General features: G+C 60.6%; 18 protein-coding genes. 4 read left to right on the top strand and 14 right to left on the bottom strand.

Going from position 1 to position 17,495, the window contains the following annotated elements:
- Nucleotides 1-62 precede the first annotated feature (62 nt).
- From DM374_RS04570 to hxsA2, 6 genes are all read right to left on the bottom strand, one after another.
- On the bottom strand, nucleotides 63-686 hold the full coding sequence (locus DM374_RS04570) for a glutathione S-transferase family protein (protein ID WP_110968814.1): 624 nt from the start codon (nucleotides 684-686) through the stop codon (nucleotides 63-65).
- Between the two features lie 71 nt (nucleotides 687-757).
- The gene (locus tag DM374_RS04565; protein ID WP_110968813.1) at nucleotides 758-1,162 is read right to left on the bottom strand and encodes a hypothetical protein; all 405 of its coding nucleotides are present in this window, start codon (nucleotides 1,160-1,162) and stop codon (nucleotides 758-760) included.
- A 207-nt stretch (nucleotides 1,163-1,369) separates the two neighbouring features.
- Nucleotides 1,370-2,548: a His-Xaa-Ser system radical SAM maturase HxsC gene (gene hxsC / locus DM374_RS04560; RefSeq protein ID WP_110968812.1), complete on the bottom strand. Its 1,179-nt coding sequence runs from the start codon at nucleotides 2,546-2,548 to the stop codon at nucleotides 1,370-1,372.
- Nucleotides 2,542-3,999, bottom strand: coding sequence for a His-Xaa-Ser system radical SAM maturase HxsB (gene hxsB / locus DM374_RS04555; protein WP_110968811.1), 1,458 nt, complete (start codon nucleotides 3,997-3,999; stop codon nucleotides 2,542-2,544). Before hxsB ends, hxsC begins: the two co-directional genes overlap by 7 nt.
- Nucleotides 3,992-4,297: a His-Xaa-Ser system protein HxsD gene (gene hxsD / locus DM374_RS04550; RefSeq protein ID WP_110968810.1), complete on the bottom strand. Its 306-nt coding sequence runs from the start codon at nucleotides 4,295-4,297 to the stop codon at nucleotides 3,992-3,994. The genes hxsB and hxsD overlap by 8 nt, the downstream gene beginning before the upstream one ends.
- Entirely contained in the window at nucleotides 4,297-4,602 is a 306-nt protein-coding gene (hxsA2, locus tag DM374_RS04545; RefSeq protein WP_110968809.1) for a His-Xaa-Ser repeat protein HxsA2, read from the bottom strand. The genes hxsD and hxsA2 overlap by 1 nt, the downstream gene beginning before the upstream one ends.
- A gap of 208 nt (nucleotides 4,603-4,810) precedes the next feature.
- On the opposite strand from hxsA2, the gene DM374_RS04540 reads away from it, so the two are divergent.
- The gene (locus tag DM374_RS04540; RefSeq protein WP_110968808.1) at nucleotides 4,811-5,362 is read left to right on the top strand and encodes a hypothetical protein; all 552 of its coding nucleotides are present in this window, start codon (nucleotides 4,811-4,813) and stop codon (nucleotides 5,360-5,362) included.
- 85 nt (nucleotides 5,363-5,447) lie between these two features.
- Here the strand turns inward: DM374_RS04540 and DM374_RS04535 are convergent, their stop codons facing one another.
- Entirely contained in the window at nucleotides 5,448-5,906 is a 459-nt protein-coding gene (locus DM374_RS04535) for a hypothetical protein (protein WP_110968807.1), read from the bottom strand.
- A gap of 152 nt (nucleotides 5,907-6,058) precedes the next feature.
- Here DM374_RS04535 and DM374_RS04530 point away from each other — a divergent pair, with 152 nt between their 5' ends.
- On the top strand, nucleotides 6,059-6,964 hold the full coding sequence (locus tag DM374_RS04530; RefSeq protein ID WP_110968806.1) for a LysR family transcriptional regulator: 906 nt from the start codon (nucleotides 6,059-6,061) through the stop codon (nucleotides 6,962-6,964).
- Nucleotide 6,965: 1 nt separating this feature from the next.
- On the opposite strand, the gene DM374_RS04525 is transcribed toward DM374_RS04530, so the two are convergent.
- Nucleotides 6,966-7,274 carry a hypothetical protein gene (locus DM374_RS04525; RefSeq protein ID WP_110968805.1) on the bottom strand — a complete coding sequence of 103 codons (309 nt, stop codon included), beginning with the start codon at nucleotides 7,272-7,274 and terminating at the stop codon, nucleotides 6,966-6,968.
- A gap of 237 nt (nucleotides 7,275-7,511) precedes the next feature.
- Here DM374_RS04525 and DM374_RS04520 point away from each other — a divergent pair, with 237 nt between their 5' ends.
- The gene (locus tag DM374_RS04520; RefSeq protein ID WP_110968804.1) at nucleotides 7,512-8,492 is read left to right on the top strand and encodes a D-2-hydroxyacid dehydrogenase family protein; all 981 of its coding nucleotides are present in this window, start codon (nucleotides 7,512-7,514) and stop codon (nucleotides 8,490-8,492) included.
- On the opposite strand, the gene DM374_RS04515 is transcribed toward DM374_RS04520, so the two are convergent.
- From DM374_RS04515 to DM374_RS04495, 5 genes are all read right to left on the bottom strand, one after another.
- Nucleotides 8,480-9,373 carry a LysR family transcriptional regulator gene (locus DM374_RS04515; protein WP_110968803.1) on the bottom strand — a complete coding sequence of 298 codons (894 nt, stop codon included), beginning with the start codon at nucleotides 9,371-9,373 and terminating at the stop codon, nucleotides 8,480-8,482. The two genes, DM374_RS04520 and DM374_RS04515, sit on opposite strands and share 13 nt — an antisense overlap.
- 74 nt (nucleotides 9,374-9,447) lie before the next feature.
- On the bottom strand, nucleotides 9,448-10,515 hold the full coding sequence (locus DM374_RS04510; RefSeq protein ID WP_110968802.1) for an alpha/beta hydrolase: 1,068 nt from the start codon (nucleotides 10,513-10,515) through the stop codon (nucleotides 9,448-9,450).
- Nucleotides 10,512-11,303: a carboxymuconolactone decarboxylase family protein gene (locus DM374_RS04505; protein ID WP_110968801.1), complete on the bottom strand. Its 792-nt coding sequence runs from the start codon at nucleotides 11,301-11,303 to the stop codon at nucleotides 10,512-10,514. The genes DM374_RS04510 and DM374_RS04505 overlap by 4 nt, the downstream gene beginning before the upstream one ends.
- Nucleotides 11,304-11,309: 6 nt before the next feature.
- Complete coding sequence (locus tag DM374_RS04500; RefSeq protein ID WP_110968800.1) at nucleotides 11,310-12,299, bottom strand: aldo/keto reductase; 990 nt, start codon at nucleotides 12,297-12,299, stop codon at nucleotides 11,310-11,312.
- Between the two features lie 201 nt (nucleotides 12,300-12,500).
- Entirely contained in the window at nucleotides 12,501-13,694 is a 1,194-nt protein-coding gene (locus DM374_RS04495) for a GAF domain-containing sensor histidine kinase (protein ID WP_110968799.1), read from the bottom strand.
- 197 nt (nucleotides 13,695-13,891) lie between these two features.
- Here DM374_RS04495 and DM374_RS04490 point away from each other — a divergent pair, with 197 nt between their 5' ends.
- Nucleotides 13,892-14,986, top strand: a complete 1,095-nt coding sequence (locus DM374_RS04490; protein WP_110968798.1) for an NAD(P)-dependent alcohol dehydrogenase — start codon at nucleotides 13,892-13,894, stop codon at nucleotides 14,984-14,986.
- Between the two features lie 51 nt (nucleotides 14,987-15,037).
- Here DM374_RS04490 and DM374_RS04485 read toward each other — a convergent pair whose 3' ends face one another.
- Nucleotides 15,038-17,482 (bottom strand): TonB-dependent siderophore receptor, encoded by a 2,445-nt coding sequence (locus tag DM374_RS04485; protein ID WP_110968797.1) that lies wholly within the window; start codon nucleotides 17,480-17,482, stop codon nucleotides 15,038-15,040.
- Between the last annotated feature and the right edge of the window lie 13 nt (nucleotides 17,483-17,495).

Here is a 17,495-nt window from a genome sequence, read left to right as displayed (position 1 = left end):
CCTACAGGCGCGCCGCTTTTGTAGGAGCGAGCTCGCTCGCGAAGGGAACTGACTGGCATTACCTAAGGCGTTCCGTTTCGTCCATGCAGGCGGAACCCGGCGCGTTCGCTCAGCCGCTCGTAATAGTCGCTCACCGCCGGCAAGTGCGGATGATCGAAGGGCGTTTCGAACCAGCGATTGACCGAGAGGCCGATGGGAATGTCCGCCAGTGAAAAGTGTTCGCCGGCGACATACGCGCCGGTTTTCGCGAGTTGCCGATCCAGTATCCCCATGTAGCGTGCCCACTCCGCGAGCCCGGCGGCGAGCGCTTCAGGAGCCTGGTGCGAAGGCGATTGCCTGACCAGCGACATGAACGCATAACTCCAGGACCTGTTCAGATCGGAGGCTTGCCAGTCGATCCACTGATCGACGCCCGCCCGCGCTCGCGCCTCGGCCGGATAAAGCGCGGCCTCGCCATAGCGCGTCGCCAGATAGCGAATGATGGTGTTGGACTCCCACAGTGTGAAATCACCATCCTGAATGACCGGCACCATGGCGTTGGGGTTCAGGGCCAGGAACTCCGGCGTGTTGACCGGCTTGAAACCGTTGCCCCAGTCCTCTCGCTCGAATGGGATGCCGATTTCGGCACAGGTCCACAACACCTTGCGCACATTGATGGAAGACGCTCTGCCTAATATCCGCACCATGTTCTCGTCCTTGTTTCGGGGAGCGGTAATCCTCTACGGCGGAAATAATGCGGTCAAGGATGGCGTGTCGTTTATGTGCCGGCTGAGCGAGCGGGGCTTGAGTCTGAGGCAGTGCGATGCCAGGCAAGGGGTGCCAACAGCAACACCGCGACAAGGAATGCGACCTGGGAAATATAGAAAGGCTCCAGCCACTGTTGATGCGAGGCCACGTAAAACGAGTTGTGAATGACATCGGCCACTATGATCGCTGCGGTCAGTGCAATGCCGGTGTTTGGTCTGATGAACAACAGCAGCACGGCTATCGGGTCGAGAAGCGTGAGCCCGCCCCAGAACAGACGGCTTGGCAGGCCGGTGGTTGCTCCGTAGCCGTAGTCCCAGAGCCAGCCGTGTTCGATGACGGCATGTAGGTGGTTGGCTGTTGCGACGAGGAGGCAGAGGGCGAAAAGTGATCTGATGGTGAGGGAGGGGTGTGGCACTGGGTTGTCTGTTGGTCAGGTGGGGTGGGTATGGTATCGGACATCGTGCGAGGTTGCCGAAGTTGCGCGCTTACATGGAATAAGGGGAGCGGACTATGCCTAAGTTGAGACACGTCACTAAGCCGCGTGTGTGTTAAAGCGATGCTCGGGTCTTCATAAGGTTTATTTGCAAAGCGCTATATTAGGAGCGAGTCGGGCCTAAGCTACTCAGTGGGCGGACACCACAGAAGGAAAAGGGGTGATCGCGTTGCTGTATCCATTGCGGACGCCAGAAGAGAAGAAACCACCGCATTGAGATTTGCGCGCGCAGCCTTCACATTCTGGAACGTACTCATTCTTCCAATCGCTTATGGACTTGCGGTAGTAGGGGAGTACGTCTTCGTTCACAAGGCACAGTTGGTGATTATAAACAGACACGTTCATGCGATAGGCTGCCAAAATGCCTACGGCCTCACTTAGAGTTTCTCGATAGTCCGCGGGGTCGATCCACAGGGCGTCAAGATTGGCACGCGTAAATCCAGTCATTTCCAGGCCCATCAGTGCCACGTGATCAACGAACAGAAGATTTCGCGCAATGTATTCGCACAACTGTGGCAAGCGGCTGATTGACTGTTTGTGCAGCACTATCCGAATCTCAACCTTTTGACTGAGGCGCTTAAGGTTGAGGATTCCCAGAACGGTCTCCTGAAATGCCCCCGGCGCTTGAACGATGTAATCGTGCAAGCTGGGGTCATCAGAGTAGAGCGGGATTCCGATCATGATGTCAGGATGATTAATCTTCGCGTATTGTCGAGCAAAGCGCTCATCCGCGAACGTACGGCCGTTTGATAGAACGTGTACGACAGTTCTTGGCAGGTACGACTTCATCATTCGGATGAGATTAATAAATCGATCCCCGGCCAGTGTAGGCTCGCCACCTGAGAAACCTACCTCGGGTGTTTCCCTGGGGATGAGAGGGATAAGCGCTTCGAGTTCAGTGAGGATCCAATTGTCATCAATTTTTTTCGGGGGTTGGGAGCACATCAGACAGTAATGGTTGCACTGTTCGGTCACCAGCAGTGAGTTATGACCGGAGTTGGCTCTGAAAAGTACCCGAATTGCCTGGCCTTCCAGACGGATGATGTCGTCGTGTCCCAGGTAGTGATAGTCGTTGGGCAGCAGGGTGAATGAGTTCTTCCCTTCTAGTTCTCTCGCATGCAATTCAAGAGACTCAGGGATCAGATAGTGCTGATAGCCTTCAGGCAAATTCCGAGTAGAAACCAAGAACGCTCTAGTCGCGCGCAGCACCATTGGGAGCGCCGGATTGGTGCTGACCTGCAGCAACAATGGTCGACTCTGGGCTTCGATTAGTTGGATTCTTCCGACTTTTCCGGCGAGTTTCAGCATGCGTTAGCCCACTGCATGAACAGACGACGAATAGATGCGCTTGACTGCATCAGGCCAATCAGGTGTTTGAAAATCGACATGTTTCTCTTACAGAATGGGGAGTCAGCCTTTCTGCCCAAGACATCTTTGAAGATGGCGTGATGAAATACAGGTTCGGCGCCGCAATAGGGTTCAAAGGCGCAGTCAGAGCACATTGGCGCGCTTAGAGTAAAAGATTGCTCCAGAGAATCGAGCAACACATCAGAGAGAATGATGTCTTCATAGCTGTCAGTAAGGATATCGCCCAGCCGGAACGTCTGATCCCCCATCTCTGCAAGCATCCTGCTCTCGTCCGAGGCATATACGGAACCGTCGTAGTTAAAGACGATTGCGGCTATACCAGCGCCCGCAGGATTCATTAGGTCGACATAGCCCGGGTCATTACTGGTTAGCATCTTCTTGAGTATCAGTGATGCGTAGTGCTCAACAAAAGGAATGCCGGCCTTGTTTAGTTCAAGGATATAAGCTAGGCCTTCCTTATAAAATTCCAACCACCGCTCAGTATCGTAAGTCATGAACTTGCGGGTCTTTATCGCGAATCCATACGGAGATAGTGTGCGTAGGAAAATACCGTTGAAGCCTAGTCGAACGTACTCGTCGATGATTTCCCGGACACGAGACAGACTTTTATCCGTGGTTGTCATCAGAGCGCTGACCCTATCTACCCCTAGTGCGTTGCGGGCTCTGGCTAGACCTGTTTCGAAGCGTTCGAAGCTATCACGGCCGACACGAGGACGATTCGCATTGTGCAGATCTGCTGGGCCATCGAGTGACGTCGAAAGGATGATGTCGTGATCGTGGCAGAACGCGAGAACATCGTCGGTGATTAACGACAACGTGGTTGCGATGACGAACTCTAGATCACGTTTCTCTTCTAGATTTCTTCGGTTGGCAGCCTCCACCACGAAGCGCACCATCTCAAAATTCAAGAGCGGCTCGCCGCCTTGGAACTCTATCTTGATCGCAGGATTGGGAGAGCGGAAGACGAAATCCAGAGCCTTCTCAGCCATGTCGGGCGTCATGTCGAAAGAGATCTCGTTGTCCATTTGCCGTGAAACTTGGCAATAAGGGCAACTGTGGTCGCATCGCAGTGTCACCACGAAGATGTGTAGGCTGGTAAACCCCGTCAGTCGCGATAGCCTCGTACGCAGTTTCAAAGCGAGTAGATCAAGTGGCGCCTGCTCATCGGCATACCGGATGAAATGTTTGGCACGGAGCGATGCGTAGAGCGGATGCTCTTTTGGAAGGCTTTTTGAGAGAAGGGCATGTAACTCTGGCGTCGGTACCACCAGGTGTTCGCCGGTCATGTTGGTGATAACGTAATCATTGCCTGTAAGGCGGTCGAACTTGAGCGGCAGCAGTTCGTACCCATCTTGCCGAGTGTAGGCATCCAGCCCTTGGAACTTACTCACCTCGGTTCAACTTGGCGTTGGAAAATGCCAACCCCATGATGAGGTTGCGAATGGGGGCGGTTTCAGCTTGCAACTGTGCGCGCAATTCGTAATCGAGTACGTCCTTCCTGAACTCCTCGACGGCACGTTCGAAGGCGCCCTGTTCGGTTGTGATGTTGCCCACCAATCTGCAGAGAATATTTTCGCCATCAATTTTCAAGTCAAGCGTAAAAGCGTGCATAGCGCGGTATGCCGCCTTCTGGACTGCTTCAGCCCTATACAGCTTACTGTCGAAGGTCAGTTCAGTGAGGCCAGCCATCATCGGCTCGAGTAATGCGAGCTGTGAGAGCTGTGGGAAGCATGCGAGCTGTGTGAGTGGTGGGCGGCGAACATTTGGCCGTTTTCACCACGCTTAAGGATGAAGCTGAAGAGATTGTCACCTTGGCGACCGGTGACCATCTGCTCCCCAACGTGGATGATTGGGAGTGTCGCGGCTTCGGTCTCAATGGCGAGGCTTTCTTCTGCTATATCGGTGTGGGGCGCGGCAATGGAGGCCGTTGCTGGGCTGGCGGTTACGGCAGCAGTAAGAGCGGCAAGCGGCAGCAGGAATTCACGCTTTTTCATCTCAACGTCCCTGTAGTTGGTGTGGTTATGTAGGCACTATATAGACGTTTCTGTGTGAGTCAAAGTGCCACTAGTCGAGATTGCACACACTCACTGGACTAGGCGCAGCTCTTGGGATTCAGCTGCCGGCCTCTGGATTTCCGCCAGCTTGAGGAGTTGCTGGCTCACACTCCTGTATTCTTGCAGACCAGAAAATCAAGGAAGAACAATGTACTCGTCGTCATTTTTGTCGTGCCTCAGGCTCCCGACTATCTTGTTGATTGCCGGTCTGACAACTGCGTGCTCCAACTACCACTACAAGGATTATCAGGGCGATTGGGCACCTGAACTGATGAGGCCGTATGACCTGTCCAATAACGCGGTCGATGCGCCGGTGGTGTATTTCGCCACCATCCGTTATCGCGGTCTGGGAGTGAAATTTCATCGGTTGTTACTGGCCACTCACGTAGATGACCAACTGCTGGAGGGTGCCGGGCGGCGATCGATCCTCGACATATCTGGCAAGCAGGCACTGCGTTTGACGCCAGGCAAGCATTCGCTGCGCTGGTGTTGGGTATCCATGAATGCACTGGGCACTGGTGGCGGTAAATGCGATTTTGGTGTTCGCGACCTGGAGTTCCAGGCTGGCCAACGCTACATCGTGGATTTCTCTACCTTTGATGGCATGAGCCAGATCACTATCAATTCCGAGATTCGAAATATGGAAACTCATGAAGTGATCTTCCCGCTAAAAAAACCTGCTGAGATTGCAAAACAATAACGTACGACGTTGGCCAGTCGCTCGTCCCGCTTCTGTGCGCTGTCTGGTGCCCTTCGGCAGTGGCGAGCGTCGTCTCGAATGAACATCACATACTGGACGCCGTCATAGAACCCCCCACCGCGCAACCCGCGACATAAGACCGAGCCACCCCCAACGCCTCCAACTCCGTTGCAGCAACCACCTGCAGCACACCAAAAGCCTTACTAACCCCAGCCAACTGCCCCTGAATCGCCTCACGCTTCTGCACATCAGGCTCAACACTGACCAGCACCCTGCACAGCGCCGCCAATTCATTGCGGTTTTGCTTCAACCACAGCCCCCGAACCTTGCGATCCTCATGGCCTTCCTGCTGCGAGCCTTCCGGGTAGACCACCGCGAAAGGCACCCCGGCGGCAAGCAGTTTGCCCATGTCCTCCAACCATCGGGAGGCGTAACCGGGCAAGGCCGCCTGCGGAAGGAAACGAATGACGGGATAGGTATCGGTGGCATGGACCGACAAGGTGAAGTTCGACACGATCAGCTCCAGAACGGAAAGGTGCGACATAGGTGAGGAGCCATCCTCATCTCGAGCCCCTGAGCGGTAAATGCTTTCCCACGCACTTCACCCATGCGCACACCGCACTGGTATTTGCATGCCACTTGGTGCATTGGTATTGCCCTGACATTCCGTTTAACGCAACTGAGATGAGACCCTCGATGGAGCACCCCGACCTGAACCTGCTGCTCGCGCTGGACATCCTGTTGGAGGAGGGCAGTGTGGTCGGCGCGGCTCGGCGGATGAATCTGAGTCCGCCAGCGATGAGCCGCACCCTCAGTCGTATCCGCGAGACTCTGGGTGATCCGGTGTTCGTGCAGGCGGGACGCAAGCTGGTGCCGACGCCGCGGGCGCTGGCGTTGCGCGAGCAGGTGCGCGCGGCGGTCGAGCAGGCGACCCAGGTGTTCAAGCCCACCGCCGATGTTGATCTGAAAACGCTGGATCGGCGTTTCAACGTGCGCGCTAACGACGCGTTCGTGGGTCTCCATTCGGGCCGGTTGCTGGAGGCGATAGCAACCGAGATGCCACGGGCGATGCTGCGTTTTTCACCCGAGGAGGATGACGTGGACGACGAGGCGCTGCGCAGTGGCCGCATTGATCTGTTCATCAGTGCCTCGCGCAAGCTCGGGCCGGAAATCCGCGTGCAGTCGCTGTTCACCACGACCTTTGTTGGCATCGCCCGCGAGAACCATCCGATTTTCGATGACGACATCACTGCTGAACGGCTCACCCGCTGGGATCACATCGGCGTCTCGCGGCGCGGCAAAACCGTTGGCCCGATCGACACTGCGCTGGAGACTGAAGGGTTGCGCCGGCATGTCGCGCTGGTGGTCTCCACGCCGTTTACCGCGTTGTTCGCCTTGCAGGATTCGGACTTGCTGCTGCCATTGCCCGAGCATCTGGCGCGCAGTGCGCTGGCGGCCGGGTTGCGCATCCGCCTGTTTGATTTGCCCATGCCGCTGGAAACCGTGCTGTTCACCCAGGCGTGGCACCCGCGTTTCCAGAACGATCCCGCGCACCAGTGGCTGCGGCGCAAGATTCGCGCGCTGTGCGAGGCCAGCGCTTGAGTCAATCAGTGCTCTGCACGCACTCGCCGTCCTCGACCAGTTCGAAATACTCGCCATTACCGGTGCGCTCGGTCACACGCCCGGCGAACACTCGTCCGTCTGGCAGGGTCAGGCGAGCGCGGCTGGGCCCCTTGAGCACATCGAGGTACAGCGCTTTGGGCAACAGCACGGCGAGCGGGCGATCCTTGGTGCGGCGGCTCAGCACCAGATCGGCCCCCAGGCGCTGCGCCTCCCGGCCAAGGCCGCCGACCTCGCCATAGGTCAGCGTCAGGTCAACCGGTCCGCGATACAGCACATCCGCGAAGCTCATAAGCGGTTCTCCGCCAGCATTGTCGCCTCTCTGTCCAAGGCAGGCCCTGGCGTCAGGCGCAGGTTCAGCAGCCGTTGGGTCATGTCGCGATCTCCTTTACTTCACTGTCGACCAAATCAGTACCAAGGATTGTGCCATTGAGTCTAGCGGGCTGGTCGCCGCGCTTCCCACATCTCCCGTTATCCTTCGGCATTCAGCTATCGTCTAACCCCACACAACCGGCAGGCTCCCATCACCATGCGCATTGTCATCCCCGACGACTACCAGAACGTGATCCGCACCCTCGACTGTTACAGGCTGCTGGCCGGGCATGAGGTCACGGTCTTTCATGAGCGACAACCGGCCTCGCTGGACGAGCTGGCCGCACGCTTCGCCGAGGCGGACGCGCTGGTGCTCACCCGCGAGCGCACCCGTATCGATGCCGCGTTGCTGGACCGGCTGCCGAAACTGCGCTTGATCAGCCAGACCGGCAAAGTCGCCGGCCATCTCGACCTGGACGCCTGCACCGCGCGCGGCATCGTCGTGACCGAGGGGCGTGGCTCGCCGGTGGCGCCGGCGGAGCTGGCGTGGGCGCTGATCCTCAATGCGCGGCGTCAGCTCGTGCCGGCCATCGAGGGGTTCAGGCGTGGTCAATGGCAGGTCAATCTGGGCCAGGCGGTGGCGGGGCAGGTTCTCGGGATCTGGGGTTACGGCAAGATCGGCCAGCGGCTGGCGCGCTATGCCCAGGCGTTCGACATGTCGGTGCTGGTGTGGGGCAGTGAGAGCAGCCGCGCCGCTGCCGAAGCCGACGGACATCGTGCTGCGGCGTCGCGCGAGGCGTTCTTCGCCGAGTCGGACATCATCAGCCTCAACCTGCGCCTGTCCGAGCGCACGCGGCATATTGTGACCCTCGACGACCTGTCGAGAATGAAGGCCGACGCTTTGCTGGTGAACATCAGCCGCGCCGAACTGATCGCCCCCGGCGCCTTGCTGCAGGCGCTCGATGCCGGGCGGCCGGGCTTTGCCGCCGTGGATGTGTATGAGGAAGAACCGGTGCTCGACCCGAGCCACCCCCTGTTGCGCCACTCCCGTGTGCTGTGCACGCCGCACCTGGGATACGTGGAGAAAAACGGCTACGCGCTTTACTTCGGCGATGCCTTCGACAACGTGCGGGCGTTCTTTGCCGGTGAACCGAAGAACGTCGCGAACCCGCAGGCCCTGGGCATTCAGCGGCTGTAACGCAGCGCATCCACCACCACCCGGAACGCCGAGGAATGCTCGCGGCGGTTCGGGTAGTAGAGGTGGTAGCCGGCAAACGGTTGGCACCAGTCCTCGAGCACCCGCACCAGCGACCCATCGGCCACTTCCTTGGTCACCATGTCCTCCGGCAGGAAACCCAGCCCGCACCCGGCAATCGCGGCGCGCAGGATGGGCAGGCTGCTGTTGAATGTCCATTGGCCTTCGACGCGGACTTTCAGTTCGCGGTTGTCCTTCTCGAAGTCCCACTGCAACAGGCTGCCGTGGGTGGGAAGGCGCAGATTGATGCAGTTGTGGCTGGCAAGGTCGCCCGGCACCAGCGGTGCAGGGCGGTTTTCGAAGTACCCGGGCGAACCCACCACCGCCATGCGCAACGACGGGCCGATCGGCACGGCAATCATGTCCTTGGCGACCTGTTCGCCCAGCCGCACGCCGGCGTCATAGCGCTGCGCGACGATGTCCGTGAGGGCATAGTCGACGGTGATTTCGACGTGGATGTCCGGGTAGTCGGGAAGCACCTTCTGCAATGCGGGCCAGAGGATGTTGTTCGCCGCATGCTCGGATGCCGAAATGCGCACGGTGCCGGCCGGGGTGTCGCGGTACTCGCTGACCACCGCCAGTTCCTGATCGATCTCGGCAAACAGCGGCGCCATGGACAGGTAGAGGCGCTGACCGGCTTCGGTGGTCGAGACGCTGCGGGTGGTGCGGGTCAGCAGCCGCACCCCGAGCCGCGCTTCGAGGGCGCGAAGGGTGTGGCTCAGGGCCGACTGCGAAACCCCGAGCTGCGCCGCCGCGCGGGTAAAGCTGCCCTCGCGGGTAATCACCACGAAGGCTTGCAGGTCGTTGAGGTTGGGACGGTACATGGGTGAAAACCTCTCATGAGACGCCCGAGATTATCCGATGCAGCCCGGTCCCGCATGGCGAAGCTGAAGTGCGCTCAACGCGGATCAGACAGGGTTTTAGCGTAGAACGCCGTCAACTTGCCCAGCGCCGCGTCCACATAGCGCGGCACCCAGTAGGTTTCGATATGGGTCGCGCCCTCGATCATGAACAGTTCCTTGTTCTGGGTGCCGGTCGCCTTGGCGAATGCGTCCTTGGTCATATACAGGCTGTCGGCCTTGCTGCCGGCGATCATCAGCAGGGGCTGGTCGATCAGTTCGATCTGGTCGGTGGCGTCGAAGCGCATCAGGTCGAGCAGGCTGCTGGTGGTGTACTTGAAGGTCGAGTTGGGATGCGCGTGGGTCTTCCCGTAGTACGCGTAGCCTTCGCGATAAAGGTCGAAGGGCAGTTTGGCGACCTGTTCATCCGTCAGGTTGACGTCGCCCGAGTAGATCACCGCGCCGCCGGCGGCTTCCTGGGCGCGGGCCGCGGAAGCCTGCTGCAGGCGTTGCTGGACGGTGTCCAGTTGCGAGTCGTTGTAGCCATTGCGACGAACCCGCCCGGAATTGAACATGCTGATGGTGGCCACCGACTTGAAGCGCTTGTCGGTCTCGGCGGCCGCCAGCGAATAGCCCCCGCCGCCACAGATACCCAGCAACCCCAGACGCTCACCATCGACCCCGGCATAGCGGGTGATGAAGTCCGCCATGCCATGGATATCCTCGATCCGGTTCGCCGGCTTGTCGACACTGCGCGGCTGCCCTGCGCTGGCGCCCTGGTAGGCGGCATCCGCGGTGATGGTGATGTAGCCTTGCTCAGCCAGGCGCTGCGCGTAGAGGCCGGCAACTTGCTCTTTCACCCCGCCATTGGGGTGGGCGACGACGACCGTCGGGTAGGCCTTTTTCGGGTCGTAGTCGGCTGGTGTGTAGACGTTGGCGGCGATGTCCAGGCCATTCAGTTTGTAGGTGACGGGATGGATGTTGACCTGGCCCGGCTGGTTTTTCCCAATCGCGCCGTCGTAGGCCAGGGTAAACGGGTTGGCCTTGTAGTCCGCGGCGCTGGCTTCGCCTGTCGAGAGGCCGACCATTGCGGCCATAAGCGAGGCTTTCAAAAGGGTATTTCTCATGATTTTTCTCCTGATAACGCAAGTGCCTGGGCCAGCGCGGTACTCGCCCGCCTGGCTGACTGTTCATCGCCACGTTCGGCTAGCACTGCGCAGAGGTGATGCAACTGTTCTGCGCTCAGCCCGACCCGAAGGCTCGCACTCATGTGCGAGCGCAACTGGGGTTCGACGCCTGGCGTTGCCGCCAGCGCCCCGACTGTGGCCAATTCCCGGCTTTGCCAGTCCAGGTTGTCGCGTTCGAAGATGTCGCCGAACAAATGAGCCTGGAGGAACTGGTTGATCACCGGGGCGAAGTCGAACACCGGGCCCTTTACCGGACCACCCGAGATTCGTGTCTGATTGGCCGTGCCGGCCGCCAGCAAGGCGTCGCCGGTCGCGATCGTCCGGCTGGGTTCACGCCCTGGCGCATCCTGAAGGCCACGCTGTTTGCGCGCCTCGACCACGGTCATCAGTTCGTTCAAGGCATTGAGGCTGCGCGGAAAACCGACATAGGCGTAAAGCTGCACCAGGATTTCTCTGGCATCGCTGATGGTCAGACCCGCGTCCAGGCCCTGCTCCAACGCAGTGTTGAGCCTGGGCATGTCGCTTGTGGCCATGAACGCGGCGATCAGTGGAATGGCCTGTTGCTTGGCTGACAGCTTCGTCAGGGCAGGCTGTGTGCGGGGCATGGCTGGCGACTCCTCGGTGTTTTGGGCGGCAATGCCCGGGGCCATTCCCAGCCCCAGGCTTATCGCCAATAGCGCGGAGAGCGCCGTGCGGGGCCGCGAACTACGAGCGTTGTTCATCGTCATCCTCCGCTAGCGCCCGACGCGGGCCTTGAGCGCCTCGGGATAGCGGTCGCCGAGGATGCGCACCTGCGACAGCGCCGAATCGATGGCCTGCAGGTCGGTTTCGCTGAGGGTGATGTCCGCGCCGCCGAGGTTTTCCTCCAGGCGGTGCAGCTTGGTCGTTCCGGGGATGGGCACGATCCAGGGCGCTTGGGCGAGCAGCCAGGCGAGGGCGATCTGCGCGGGTGTTACCGCTTTCTGCGCCGCCAGTTCGCGGACCACGGTCACCAGCGCCTGATTGGCCTGCAGGGCTTGCGGGCTGAAGCGCGGCACGATGCTGCGGAAGTCGTCGCTGCCAAACGAGGCGTCCGCCGCTACCGCCCCGGTGAGAAAGCCCTTGCCCAGTGGGCTGAACGGCACGAAGCCGATACCCAGCTCGGCGAGGGTTGGGAGAGTCTCCTGCTCCGGCTCGCGCCACCACAGCGAATACTCGCTCTGCAACGCGGTGACGGGCTGCACCGCGTGGGCGCGGCGAATAGTCTGCGCGCCGGCTTCCGAGAGACCGAAGTGCTTGACCTTGCCTTCCCAGATCAGCTCTTTCACCGCGCCTGCGACGTCCTCTATGGGAATGTCAGGATCGACCCGGTGCTGGTAGAGCAGATCGATGACATCGGTCTTCAACCTGCGCAAGGAACCTTCGACCGCGATGCGGATGTGCTCCGGGCGGCTGTTGAGAACCTGCTGCTTGTTGTCCGAGCCGAAGGTGAAGCCGAACTTGGTGGCGATCACCACCTTGTCGCGCACCGGCGCCAGGGCCTGGCCTACCACTTGCTCATTCAGATAAGGGCCGTAGACCTCGGCGGTGTCGAAGAAGGTGACACCGCGCTCGATCGCTGCCCGGATCAGTGCGATGGCCTGTTGAGTGTCGGTGGCCGGCCCGTAGCCGTGGCTGAGACCCATGCAGCCCAGTCCCAGGGCTGATACTTCCAGAGCGCTGTTGCCGAGTTGGCGCTTTTGCATGTCCCGTTTCCCTGTTCAACCGTTGGCAGGCGTGCGCGCGAGCTTTTGGCCTGACGCGCATTCGTTGGGAAAACACTAAGCGAGGAGGGGGATGGGGACTAGACGGATAAATCGGCAAGCACTTATGAAGATGATTCATCAGTGCGGTAACGCGCGGGGATCACAGGCAGGGCGGTCACGGCTGACCGCCCTCGGCTCACATCAGGCCCATTGCAGTTTCGCGGGGAATCTCGCGACGAAACAGGTGCCTGCCTCAGGCGTGGACACAACGTTCAAGGTGCCGTTGTGGGCCGTCACGATCTGCGAGGCGATATACAGCCCCAGGCCCAAGCCTTCACCGTGTTGCCCTGCCTCTGAGCGGGTAAAGGGTTCAAACAGCAACGGCATCAATTGCGCGGGGATTGGCGGGCCCTGGTTGGTCACGGAGATGACGATTTCATCGTTCAGCGCGTGGGCCTCGACAGTGACCGGCGTTGTGGTCGAGCCATGAGTCACGGCATTGCCCAACAGGTTCGAGAGCATCTGGCTGATCCGCAGCGGGTCGCAATAGACGCCGCTCGGCAGTTCAAGCGAATGAATGAACGTCACGTGCGGGTGTGAGCTTTGCACCTCGTTCAGGGTCAGGCCAAGGGTGTGGCCGAGGTCATCGACCAGTTGCCGCTTGATCGGAATTCCGCCGCCCATTCGGCCGCGCGCCAGATCCAGCACGTTTTCGATCAGCACGCCCATGCGGATGGCGCTGTTGCGAATCGCCGAGACCAGTTTCAGCGATCGTTTATCGGTGGTCTTGGTTTCCAGCAGGTCGGCGCTCATCCGCACGGCACTGAGCGGGGTGCGCAAGTCGTGACCAAGCACCGCGACGAACTGTTCGCGCAGCCGACCTTGTTCATGGGCGCTCGCCAATGCGACCTGAGTGCTGTGAAGGGTGTTGTGGGTGTCGAGGCTCATCGCGATCAATTGGGCGAAGAGGGTCAGTGTCTGGGCGATGGACGGTTCATCAAGATGGGCGGGAACCGAGTCGATGGCGCACAGGGTGCCGAAGAACTCGCCGTTGGCCTTGACGATGGGAATGGAGATGTAGCTTTCCAGCCCATAGGTCCTGGGGGTGTGGTGCAAGGAAAAAACCGGGTGCTCACTGGCATGGCCAAAGATCACCGGTTTTCGGTGCTGGCGGATTTCGTGGCAGATGGTTGATTCAAGGACCAGTTCGTCACCGGGCTTCAAGCCGAACTCGATGGAATCATCGACGGCACAGGTTACCCAGTTCTTTTCGGTCACCCGGGCCACGGCGGCGAAGCGCATCCCGGTGTAGTGCTTGACCATGCTCAGGATGACCGGCACCGCCTCGATGGCTTGAACGGCATTGATGTCTTGCGAGAACTCTGGGCTGGTCATGTGCGGGGTCGTTCGAGTGAGTGCTTCGAAAGAGTAATCCTTATCTGCAGGCGGGCCAATAAGCGGCGCCCGGAAGTTCGAATAGCGGTTCTGAACGCACTTAATCCCCAACAACATCCCCCCTTATGTTTGCCAGACCGCTCTGACTGGGCTTTGCTTGATGGCTCAGCACATTTCAGCAGTCAGGAGGATGAGAGATGGCCACGATGAGAGCAGCCGTTTTCGTAGCGCCCGGGCGAATCGAACTGGCGGATAAACCCGTCCCGGACGTTGGCCCCACCGATGCGCTGATCCGCATCACCACGACGACCATCTGCGGCACCGATGTGCATATCCTCAAGGGCGAGTACCCGATCGCCAAGGGGCTGACCGTCGGTCATGAGCCGGTGGGGGTGATCGAGAAGCTCGGCAGCGCGGTCAAGGGCTACAAGGAAGGCCAGCGGGTGATCGCCGGGGCGATCTGTCCCAACTTCAACTCCTACGCCGCTCAGGATGGGGTTGCCTCGCAGGACGGCAGTTACCTGCTGGACCGCGGCGCCTGCGAATGCCACGGCTACAAGGCCACGGCCGGCTGGCGCTTCGGCAATCTGATCGACGGCACCCAGGCTGAATACGTGCTGGTGCCGGATGCCGAGGGCAATCTGGCGCCGATTCCCGATGGCCTGACCGATGAACAGGTGCTGATGTGCCCCGACATCATGTCGACCGGCTTCAAGGGCGCGGAGAACGCCAATATCCGCATCGGCGACACCGTGGTGATTTTCGCCCAGGGGCCGATCGGGCTGTGCGCAACCGCCGGTGCGCGGCTGTTGGGCGCCTCGACCATCATCGCGGTCGATGGCAATGACCATCGTCTCGGCATTTCCCGGACCATGGGCGCTGACATCACGCTGAACTTCAACCAGTGCGATGTGGTGGAGGAGGTGATGAAGCTGACCCGTGGGCGCGGCGCCGATTCTTCCATCGAATGCCTGGGGCTGCCCTCGACGTTCGAGCAGGCCATGAAGGTGCTCAAGCCGGGCGGCACGCTGTCCAGCCTGGGCGTGTATTCCAGCGATGTGAAGATTCCGCTCGGAGCCTTTGCCGCTGGCCTGGGCGACCATCGGATCAATACGGCCCTGTGCCCGGGCGGCAAGGAGCGCATGCGCCGGCTGATGAGCGTGATCGAGTCGAACCGGGCGGATTTCGGCTCGCTGGTGACCCACCATTACCCGCTGGGCGACATTGTCGCGGCCTATGACCTGTTCGCCCATCAGCGCGACGGTGTGCTCAAGATTGCGATCAAGCCATAAGCAGGGAGCGGGACGCCCGGCGGCGGGCGTCCCGTGGGGTGACGCCGGGCCTCAGAAGGTCGGCGTGTAGGTCAGGGTGAACATCACGTTGCGCGGGTCGCCGAAGTAGTTGTTGCCGGTCAGCGTCCCGTATGACGGGATCAGGTAGTCCTTGTCGAACAGGTTGTTCAGGTTGGCTGCCACGCTGACCTGATCGCTGACCTTGTAGGCCACCCGCGCGCTCCAGATGGAGAAGCCGCTGGCTTCATAGGCGCGGTCGAAGCCGATGGTCCGGCTCTGGCTGTTGACACCGCCACCGACGCTGATGCCTTCCAGGTCACCCTGCAACTGGTAGTCGGCCCACACCCGCAGCATGTGCTTGGGGGTGAAGGTGCTGAACGTCTTGCCCTTGAGCTCCGGGTCGTCCATGAAGCGGGTGGTGTTGTAGGTGTAGCCGCTGGACAGTTGCAGACCTGGCAGCACCTCGCCGTTCACCTCCAGTTCGACGCCCTGGCTGCGCACCTTGCCGCTGGCCATCGAGCAGTACCAGCCATCGCACTCGAAACCACTGCCCAGGTCGGCGACCGCGCGGTTTTCATGCAGGTAGCGGAACACCGCCAGCGAGGTGTTCAGGCGGCCATCCATCAACTCACCCTTGATACCGACTTCATAGTTGGTGCCGGTGATCGGTTTCAGCGGCGCCTGGTTGAGGCCGCGCTCGCTCTGCGGGATGAACACGTCGGCGTAGCTGGCATAGGCCGACCATTGCTCGTTGAGCGCGTACACCAGGCCGGCGAACGGGGTGACCTTGCCGGTGCTCTGGGCCGTGGAGTGCACCGGATCGCCGTTGACCTCGCGCTGGAAGTAGTTGTTCGCGTCGTAGCTCATTTCATACCAGCTCGCCCGGCTGCCCAGCAGCAGGGTCAGCGGCTCCAGCAGGTTGATCCGGTAGCTGGTGTACATGCCTTTCTGGCGCACGTCGTACTGGCTGGTGGTCAGGTTGGCGCGGTCGGCGATGCCGTTGTAGGTCTGGTAGGGGCGGTCATGGTTGACGTTGGTGATGTCCACGCCCGGGGTGAATGCGCGGGCATAGCCATCGTCGGTGGTGTATTTCGAATAGTTGGCGCCCAGCACCAGGCTCTGCTTGAAGCCCAGCCCTTCGAACTGGCCGTCGACGTACATGTCCAGGCCCAGGTTGTGGTTGCTGAAGTCGGTGCCGTAGTCGGCATAGATCGGCGCCGGGCCAGGGCCCACGGCGCCGGTGATGAACTGGTAGACCGCTTCGTTGGATTCGAACATGCCGAGGGCCGAGGCCTTGAAGCGCCAGGCATCGTTGAAGCGGTGTTCGAGGTCGAGGTACACGGCGGTCTGGTCGCTGCTGGCGCGGTTCCAGTTGGCGCCGATGTAGGTCGAGCGGCCGACGTCCAGACGGCTGCCGTCACGGTTGCGCGGCAGGCCGATCATGTACGGCTGGTAGTGGGTCTTCTTGTTGCTCGCGCCCACACCCAGGGTGGTGTCACTGCTGAGGTCGAAGTCCAGCGCGGCGTAGACGGTCTGCTCCCAGTTCCACAGCGAGTCGGTGAAGGAATTGCCCTTCTGGTAGTCGACCACGGCGCGGCCGCGGATAGTCCCTTCATCGTTAAGCGCATTGCCGGCGTCGAGCTGCATGCCGTAGCGGTCCCAGCTCCCGGCCTTGGTGGTCAGGGTGACGGTCGGCTCGGCCTGCGGGCGCTTGCGCACCATGTTGATCGCGCCGCCCGGATTGTTCGCGCCCTGCAGCAGGCTGGCGGCACCGCGCATGACTTCCATGCGGTCGTAGATGGACATGTTCTCGCTGATGTAGCTGCCCAGCGAATAGACGTTGCGCGGCACCGGCACGCCGTCGTACTGGATACTCTCGATGTCGAAGCCACGGGAGAAAATGAACAGCCCGGAGCCGGGCGACTTGATCGCGCTCAGGCCGGTGGTGTTTTCCAGCGCCTGCTTGAGGTTGACGATGTTCTGGTCGTCCATGCGCTTGCGCGTCAGCACGCTGACCGACTGCGGGATGTCCTTGAGCTTCTGCGCGCTCTTGCCCAGGGTGACCGCGCCGGTGGTGTAGGAACCGCTGCCTTCGGTGGTGCTGCCCAGTTGCTCGGAATTGATCCGGGTCACGCCCAGTTCCATCGCCGAGCCTTCTTGTGTGGCCTGGGTGATCATCAGGGTGTCACCGCTCAGTGCCGCGCTCAGGCCGCTGCCGGCGAGCAGGCGTTGCACGCCCTGGGCGACGCTGTAATGGCCGTTCAGGCCTGGGCTGTTGCGCCCGGCCAGCAGCTCGCTGTTGACGATCAGGCGCAAGCCGCTTTGATCGCTGAACCGCGTCAGCGCCTGGCCGAGCGGGCCGGCCGGGATGGCAAAGGCACGGGTTGCGCTTTGCGCGGCATCGGCTGCCAGTGTCTGGGTGCTTACGGCAAACGCCAGGCCGCAGGCCGTACTCATCGCCAGGCCGAGCGCGGCACGTTTGAAGGATTGTTGCATGTCTCTCCCCGCT

Origin of the sequence: Pseudomonas huaxiensis (assembly GCF_003231275.1) — a bacterium.
Lineage (GTDB): Bacteria > Pseudomonadota > Gammaproteobacteria > Pseudomonadales > Pseudomonadaceae > Aquipseudomonas > Aquipseudomonas huaxiensis.
The sequence above is the reverse complement of the archived record's forward strand: the minus strand, read 5'-3'. Positions and strand labels throughout refer to the sequence as shown.

What these genes read in the sequence shown, in the direction of transcription:
- DM374_RS04540 (WP_110968808.1), top strand. Translation starts at nt 4,811, where the DNA reads ATGTACTCGTCGTCATTTTTGTCGTGCCTCAGGCTCCCGACTATCTTG.
- DM374_RS04500 (WP_110968800.1), bottom strand. Translation starts at nt 12,299, where the DNA reads ATGCAAAAGCGCCAACTCGGCAACAGCGCTCTGGAAGTATCAGCCCTG.
- hxsA2 (WP_110968809.1), bottom strand. Translation starts at nt 4,602, where the DNA reads ATGAAAAAGCGTGAATTCCTGCTGCCGCTTGCCGCTCTTACTGCTGCC.
- DM374_RS04490 (WP_110968798.1), top strand. Translation starts at nt 13,892, where the DNA reads ATGGCCACGATGAGAGCAGCCGTTTTCGTAGCGCCCGGGCGAATCGAA.
- DM374_RS04535 (WP_110968807.1), bottom strand. Translation starts at nt 5,906, where the DNA reads ATGTCGCACCTTTCCGTTCTGGAGCTGATCGTGTCGAACTTCACCTTG.
- DM374_RS04495 (WP_110968799.1), bottom strand. Translation starts at nt 13,694, where the DNA reads ATGACCAGCCCAGAGTTCTCGCAAGACATCAATGCCGTTCAAGCCATC.
- DM374_RS04525 (WP_110968805.1), bottom strand. Translation starts at nt 7,274, where the DNA reads ATGAGCTTCGCGGATGTGCTGTATCGCGGACCGGTTGACCTGACGCTG.
- DM374_RS04520 (WP_110968804.1), top strand. Translation starts at nt 7,512, where the DNA reads ATGCGCATTGTCATCCCCGACGACTACCAGAACGTGATCCGCACCCTC.
- DM374_RS04485 (WP_110968797.1), bottom strand. Translation starts at nt 17,482, where the DNA reads ATGCAACAATCCTTCAAACGTGCCGCGCTCGGCCTGGCGATGAGTACG.
- DM374_RS04530 (WP_110968806.1), top strand. Translation starts at nt 6,059, where the DNA reads ATGGAGCACCCCGACCTGAACCTGCTGCTCGCGCTGGACATCCTGTTG.
- hxsC (WP_110968812.1), bottom strand. Translation starts at nt 2,548, where the DNA reads ATGCTGAAACTCGCCGGAAAAGTCGGAAGAATCCAACTAATCGAAGCC.
- DM374_RS04570 (WP_110968814.1), bottom strand. Translation starts at nt 686, where the DNA reads ATGGTGCGGATATTAGGCAGAGCGTCTTCCATCAATGTGCGCAAGGTG.
- DM374_RS04515 (WP_110968803.1), bottom strand. Translation starts at nt 9,373, where the DNA reads ATGTACCGTCCCAACCTCAACGACCTGCAAGCCTTCGTGGTGATTACC.
- hxsD (WP_110968810.1), bottom strand. Translation starts at nt 4,297, where the DNA reads ATGGCTGGCCTCACTGAACTGACCTTCGACAGTAAGCTGTATAGGGCT.
- DM374_RS04510 (WP_110968802.1), bottom strand. Translation starts at nt 10,515, where the DNA reads ATGAGAAATACCCTTTTGAAAGCCTCGCTTATGGCCGCAATGGTCGGC.
- DM374_RS04505 (WP_110968801.1), bottom strand. Translation starts at nt 11,303, where the DNA reads ATGACGATGAACAACGCTCGTAGTTCGCGGCCCCGCACGGCGCTCTCC.